The organism is Microcoleus sp. Pol8_D6, assembly GCF_036700965.1.
Classification (GTDB): Bacteria; Cyanobacteriota; Cyanobacteriia; order Cyanobacteriales; family Microcoleaceae; genus Microcoleus.
On the sequence record NZ_JAUBPW010000022.1, the window covers coordinates 82,668 to 89,042 of the forward strand.

Here is a 6,375-nt window from a genome sequence, read left to right on the forward strand (position 1 = left end):
AAACGGCTCAAGTGAATCAGCTTTTTTACGAACCGCAGAGGGCGCAGAGAAAGAAAAAAGAAAGATATATTGACTTTCACCAATCATTTATGGTCTCGATAGCAGTTCTAATAACTCCGATTCCGAAAGTAGTTTTATCCCCAAAGATTGAGCTTTTTCCAACTTAGAACCCGCATCTTCTCCCACAACCACATAATCAGTTTTAGCACTCACAGAACTTGTGACTTTACCTCCTGCTTTTTGAATCAAATCTTTAGCTTCATCTCTTTTAAAAGTGGGCAAAGTTCCCGTCAGCACAAAAGTTTTGCCTGCAAGTTGTAAATTGGTGCTGGCTAAATTGGAATTTTTCACTTCTGACTGCAATTGCAAGCCGGCAGTTTTCAACCGTGCAATTAAAATTTGATTAGCCGGCACTCGAAACCACTGATAAACAGCTTGAGCAATTTCCGGCCCGATGCCGTAAACCCCCTCAATCGATGCCGCCGATACCCCTGCTAACTCTTCCACATTTGCAAACCTTTCTGTTAGCAATTGAGCATTCACGCTGCCGACGTGGCGGATGCCCAAGCCGTAAAGTACGCGCGAATAAGGTTTATTTTTCGATTGGGTGATCGCACTTACCAACTTTTCTGCTAACTTCTTGCCCATCCGTTCCAAACTCATTAATCTTTCCGCTGTCAAATCGTACAAATCCGCCGCAGAATGCACCAGATTGCTATCAACCATCTGCTGCACCAACTTTTCGCCAACACCGTTAATATCCAGAGCATCCCGGCTGCAAAAATGAATCAGCGAACCCCTCAAAATTGCTGGACAAGATGTATTGATGCAGCGAGTAACGGCCTCCCCCTTTTCCCGAACCACAGACTGTTCGCATTCGGGACAGCAATTAGGCATTTGGAAAATTTGAGCATTTTGGGGACGCAGTTCTGGCAAAACGCGCACAACTTCTGGTATAATTTCCCCAGCTTTTCTGACAATTACAGTATCGCCAATATGGAGATTTAGGTCGGAAAGTCGATCGCTATTATGGAGAGAAGCCCGCGAAACCGTCGTCCCCGCCAACTGCACCGGTTTGAGTTCCGCTACAGGAGTCAGAGCCCCGGTTCTGCCTACTTGCACCGTGACAGCTTCTACTATTGTAGGCACTTCTGCCGCGGGATACTTCAGGGCGATCGCCCAACGCGGAAACCTCTGAGTAAAACCCAATTGTTTTTGCAGCCAAACCGAATTAATCTTAACAACAACCCCATCAGTCATGTAAGGCAAATTCCGCCGTTCAGTATCCCAATATTGGTAATACTCCCGAACCTCATCCAAAGAATAGCAAATTTTGCGATAGGGATTAACCTTAAACCCCATTTTTCGCAACAATTCCAACGAATCCCACTGCGTGTTACCCTCGTTACCCCGCTCTAAATGCAGAGTATAAGCAAAGAAATCCAACCTGCGCTTATCCACAATTTTAGAATCCAACTGTCGCAGCGTACCCGCCGCAGCATTGCGAGGATTAGCAAACAATTGTTCCCCTGCTTTTTCCCGTTCCCGATTAATTTCTTCAAACACAGCTAAAGACAAAAAAGCTTCTCCCCGTACTTCCACCACAGGCGGCGGATTATCTAAATTGAGCTTTAAAGGAATGGAGCGAATAGTCTTAACATTTTGAGTAATTTCCTCTCCCGCAATGCCGTCTCCCCGCGTCGCACCGCGAACTAAAACTCCATTTTCATAGGTTAACGCTAAAGCAGAACCGTCAATTTTTAACTCGCAAACATAGGAAACCCCCCCCAACCCCCCCTTGCTAAGGGGGGGAGTAATTTCCCTGTTTTGCTGATTGCTAATCGAAGATGTTATTCCCTCTTGTCCCCCCCCTTGATAAGGGGGGGTTAGGGGGGGTGAATTTCCCTCTTGAGCGGGGGTTAGGGAGGGTGGATTTCCCTCTTGTCCCCCCCCTTGATAAGGGGGGGTTAGGGGGGGTGAATTTCCCTCTTGAGCGGGGGTTAGGGGAGGTGCTACCCTTTGCCAGCGTTCCTGCCATTTAGCAAATTCTTCAAAATTAAAAGCATTTTCCAAACTGTAGAGAGGAATATTGTGTTTGACGCTAAAAAATTGAGTAGCAGGCTGTTCTCCGACCCGCTGAGTCGGACTTTCCGCAGTAATTAATTCTGGGTACTCTGATTCTAATTCTTGTAACTGTCGATAAAGTCGATCGTACACTTCATCTGGCATGATCGGCGCATCGAGAACATAATAAGCATAGCTAGCTTCCTGTAGCTGCTGCCTCAACTGTTGAATTTGCTGCTGAATTTCTGCTGCCATATCAATTTAAGGTTTTCGATGTTAAATTTTTGATGATAACTCTTCATTTTAGCTCAAAAAAAAGGAGCAAGCAACCTATCTGCTGCCAGAGCAATTTTAAATTTGAGATAATTAATCTAAATTTGAGCTCAAAACCAATCTCCAGCAACTAAAAAATCAAAACTTATCCTAATTATCACGCTGCCAAAAAACGGATACTTAATTTCCGACAGGCGTTGCCAGTCGGTCAAAAATTTCGGCTCTTGTTTAACATCCCAGATTCATCTATGGATTAAATTTCAAATCCTTCGACTGATTGAAAGCAGAACGTTGCGCCAAATATATCACACAGAATTATCAATTTTAAAATCCACTGATTCGCCTTTATAGATGCCCCCATTATGGGCGTAAATAATCACAAATTCAAGTCTGGAAACTCGGTAAATTTCTTGTTTTCCCCGGACACGGAATGTTGAATATTCGCACCATCTTTTTCGCCGTTTAAGTTGCTATTGGCGCGAGATTTGGTGAATTCTTGAGCGTTCGGCTTGGTGAAAGCGAGCGGTTCAGCGTGTTCTACCTGAAATACGTTGGCGTAAAGGTTGGCAATAATCTGTTTGCCTCCCTGGGTCAATTCCAAGTAGTTCAAAGCTGCTGGAATGTATGGAAAAACTCCATTCCAATAAAACTTGGCGTAATTTTGCCGCAAATCTCCCGGAGACTTGTAGCCCAAGATTTTATTAGTGCCGACTTCCTCAAATTCGTAGAACAGAGCACTTATTTTTCGTAGGTAATTTGGGTCGCTCAACTGACCGATCAAATCGGCGGCCCTAGCGAGTCCAGAATAATTATTTCGATCTTGATGAGTTTCGCTAGCAGGAACTGGGAAGCGCGTCAATTCAATATTGCGCTTGATTTGTTCGGCATCAATTAATGTGTGGCCGCCGAAGCGTTCGTCAATTACGAGTTTGCCTCGATCGACATGATAAGGAGTTAAACTGGCAGAAGTTGCGCCGATCGGCACAGAAACCATGCCCCCGTCAATACCCGTAGCATATAGTCCCACAGCTTCTTGGTCTTGGCGGCAAACACCTTTGACGTAGCCGATATCGTGACACAGCAGCGAGATTAGGTAGTGCAGCCAATCTTCCGGCGACACCCCGCCTTCGCGAATATGCTTGCCCCGGAGAATCTCTTGTCCCACTAAAGCCACGAGCATTGTGTGTTCCACATTGTGGTAGAGAGCATCGCAGTTAGCGATATTTTCCAGAGCCATAGTCCCTGCCCAGGCGATAATTTCAGGGTAGTCAGGCTTGTACTTGCCGTAGGTGCGACGGTAGCCGGCCTGCAGCTCTTGCACAAAAGCGTCAATCAGGATAGCAGTTGCATTGAACATCATAAATTCTCCCACTCAGGCTGTAGTTACAAACTTGATCGAAAATATCTTGCATAGCTGAAAAAATAATCAATGGGCATTCCAATAGGTTTGACCCCTCGGTGTTGAATTTTAAATTTCAGCTAGTCTTGTCAGGTCAGAAAATTGCTTTTTTGGCTATGCTTCCCAAGATAACCTAATTTCCGAAGCATCCGAAGCAACAGATCGATTTTTTGGCATTAAATGTTGGCGAAACAATTTACATCATTTCACCGACTAATTATTAGAAGTCCTAGGTGTGAAAGTTATGAACTGTCTGTTTTCGAGCCTCTCCACTGCTGCCCTTCGCACTCGGCGGTTGATCGCCCCAAAATACCTAGGATTGTTTGCATTCACGGCTGTTTGCACCGCCGCACCGGCAATGGGTGCCGAGCGAATTTACGTAACTTACGGGCCGCTAGAAGAATCAGTTCCGATCGAATCCCTGGCACTTTTCGCCAAAGAAGGCAAAATAGACTCAAACTTGGACGGCTTCGCTCAGTACATCAAAGAATCTCAGCTAGCTGAGATTCGCACCGCCCTGCAAGCGAAAGCTGAAATCAGCCACGTGACGATCGCCCAATTCCTTTACACGCCTCAAGGAGAAGTGCTGCTGAGACGCTTAGGCCGAGTAATTCAAACCAAAGCTCGGCAGCCTGGATTTTATGCCATCCGAGCCGCCCTGATTTTAGCAGCCTCAGATCCAGAAGGCCTGACAATTCTCAACGTGCTGCGGAAATTCCCCACCTATGGCATCAGGATTGATATCGCCCGCGGCTTGGGTATCGCCAACGAGCTGACATCGCTGATCAACCGTTCCAATCAGACGATCGCCGGAGTCGCCCAGTTGTCCGAAGCGCAAGCAGCCTCTGAACCCGCCATACCGCCGGCCCAAATGCAGCAGCCCCAGCTACCAGGCCCCTATACTTGGAAAAAATCATCGGTAACTGTCACGAGTCCAAATCGCCCTCGCACGTTTGATATGGACATTTACCTGCCACAGGGCAGCCCGCAACCGGCCCCAGTAGTAGTAATTTCTCACGGTTTAGGTTCCGATCGCCTTTCCTTCGAGTATTTAGCAAAACACCTAGCCTCCTACGGCTTTGCCGTCGCCGTCCCCGAACACCCCGGCAGCAACGCCCAACAAATCCAAGACTTAGTAACAGGCAGAGCCAATCAATTAGCAGAACCAGCAGAATTTGTCAACCGCCCCCTCGACATCAAAGACCTGCTCGATTATCTAACCAAACTATCTACAACCGACCCCACCTACCAAGGGCAGCTCGACTTGCAGCGAGTCGGCGTCATCGGCCAGTCTTTCGGTGGCTATACGGCTTTAGCATTAGCCGGGGCGGGGATTAATTTTGCACAGCTAGACAAAGATTGCGGACTCGAAAACGATACTTGGAACCTCTCCCTACTGTTGCAGTGCCGCGCCCGCGGCCTAGAGCGCAACCAGTACAATTTTGCCGATCCGCGCATCAAAGCTGCGATCGCCGTCAACCCGATCGCCAGCAGCATTCTGGGAGAAACTAACCTCAGCAACATCAAAATCCCTGTCATGGTAATCGCAGGCAGCGCCGATACCGTCGCCCCCGCTTTCCTCGAACAAATTCAACCGTTCACATGGCTGACATCGCTCAACAAATATCTAGTATTGATGATCAACGGGACTCACTTCTCAACGATCGAGGATTCCCCTCAAAGCCTCTTTCTGCCACCACCAGAGGTCATCGGGCCCGAACCAGCTTTAGCCCGTCGCTATCTCAGCGGACTCAGCCTAGCTTTCATGGAATGCTATTTGAACAAAAAAGCAAATTTCCGCCCGTATTTGGAGCCCTCCTACGCTTTAAGCATCTCCAGAGACACTCTCGGACTGAGAATTCTGCGATCGCTCACCCCGCAGCAACTCCAGCAGTTCAGGATTTCTCCACCTGCTCGCAGGCCAGTCTCTCCGCCTGTCCTCGCTCCTGTTCCTCTACCTTCTCCACCTCCGATCGCTCCCGTTCGTTAGGGTTGAGGTGCGCCGCGTGTGCACGCTGGCATCTATTTTCGTGCGGGGGCGATCGGCCCTCTCTCTCCTTACATCAGCTTTCCTAATCACACTAATCAGTTTAACTGTCGCTACACCCCTTTACAAACCTTAACAACACCGTTAATAATAGAAACATCATCCGAACATTGACAACCAAATACAGCAATCATAAAACCATGACAACAACCTTACAGCAGCGCGAAAGCGCCAACGTCTGGGAACGCTTTTGCGAGTGGGTAACATCAACCGACAACCGCATTTATGTAGGTTGGTTCGGAGTCTTGATGATTCCTACCTTGCTCAGCGCCACCATCTGCTACATCATCGCCTTCATCGCTGCCCCTCCAGTGGACATCGACGGCATCCGCGAACCAGTAGCTGGTTCCTTAATGTACGGTAACAACATCATCACAGGTGCTGTTGTTCCTTCATCCAACGCCATTGGTCTTCACTTCTACCCAATCTGGGAAGCAGCTTCCCTCGATGAGTGGTTGTACAACGGCGGCCCTTACCAATTGGTAATTTTCCACTTCCTCATTGGCGTTTTCTGCTACATGGGTCGTGAATGGGAACTGTCCTACCGCTTAGGTATGCGTCCTTGGATCTGCGTCGCTTACTCTGCACCAGT

General features: G+C 47.9%; 3 protein-coding genes and 1 pseudogene. 2 read left to right on the top strand and 2 right to left on the bottom strand.

Annotated features, from left to right (window positions below; translation table 11 throughout):
* Positions 1-87 precede the first annotated feature (87 nt).
* Both ligA and QUA10_RS11605 read right to left on the bottom strand, forming a co-directional pair.
* Positions 88-2,319 (bottom strand): NAD-dependent DNA ligase LigA, encoded by a 2,232-nt coding sequence (ligA, locus tag QUA10_RS11600; protein ID WP_333082928.1) that lies wholly within the window; start codon positions 2,317-2,319, stop codon positions 88-90.
* A gap of 394 nt (positions 2,320-2,713) precedes the next feature.
* Positions 2,714-3,694: an Npun_R2479 family HD domain-containing metalloprotein gene (locus tag QUA10_RS11605; RefSeq protein WP_333082936.1), complete on the bottom strand. Its 981-nt coding sequence runs from the start codon at positions 3,692-3,694 to the stop codon at positions 2,714-2,716.
* Between the two features lie 286 nt (positions 3,695-3,980).
* Here QUA10_RS11605 and QUA10_RS11610 point away from each other — a divergent pair, with 286 nt between their 5' ends.
* Both QUA10_RS11610 and QUA10_RS11615 read left to right on the top strand, forming a co-directional pair.
* Entirely contained in the window at positions 3,981-5,726 is a 1,746-nt protein-coding gene (locus QUA10_RS11610) for an alpha/beta hydrolase (protein ID WP_333082929.1), read from the top strand.
* Between the two features lie 197 nt (positions 5,727-5,923).
* Positions 5,924-6,375: pseudogene (locus tag QUA10_RS11615) on the top strand (photosystem II q(b) protein); the annotation flags it as partial.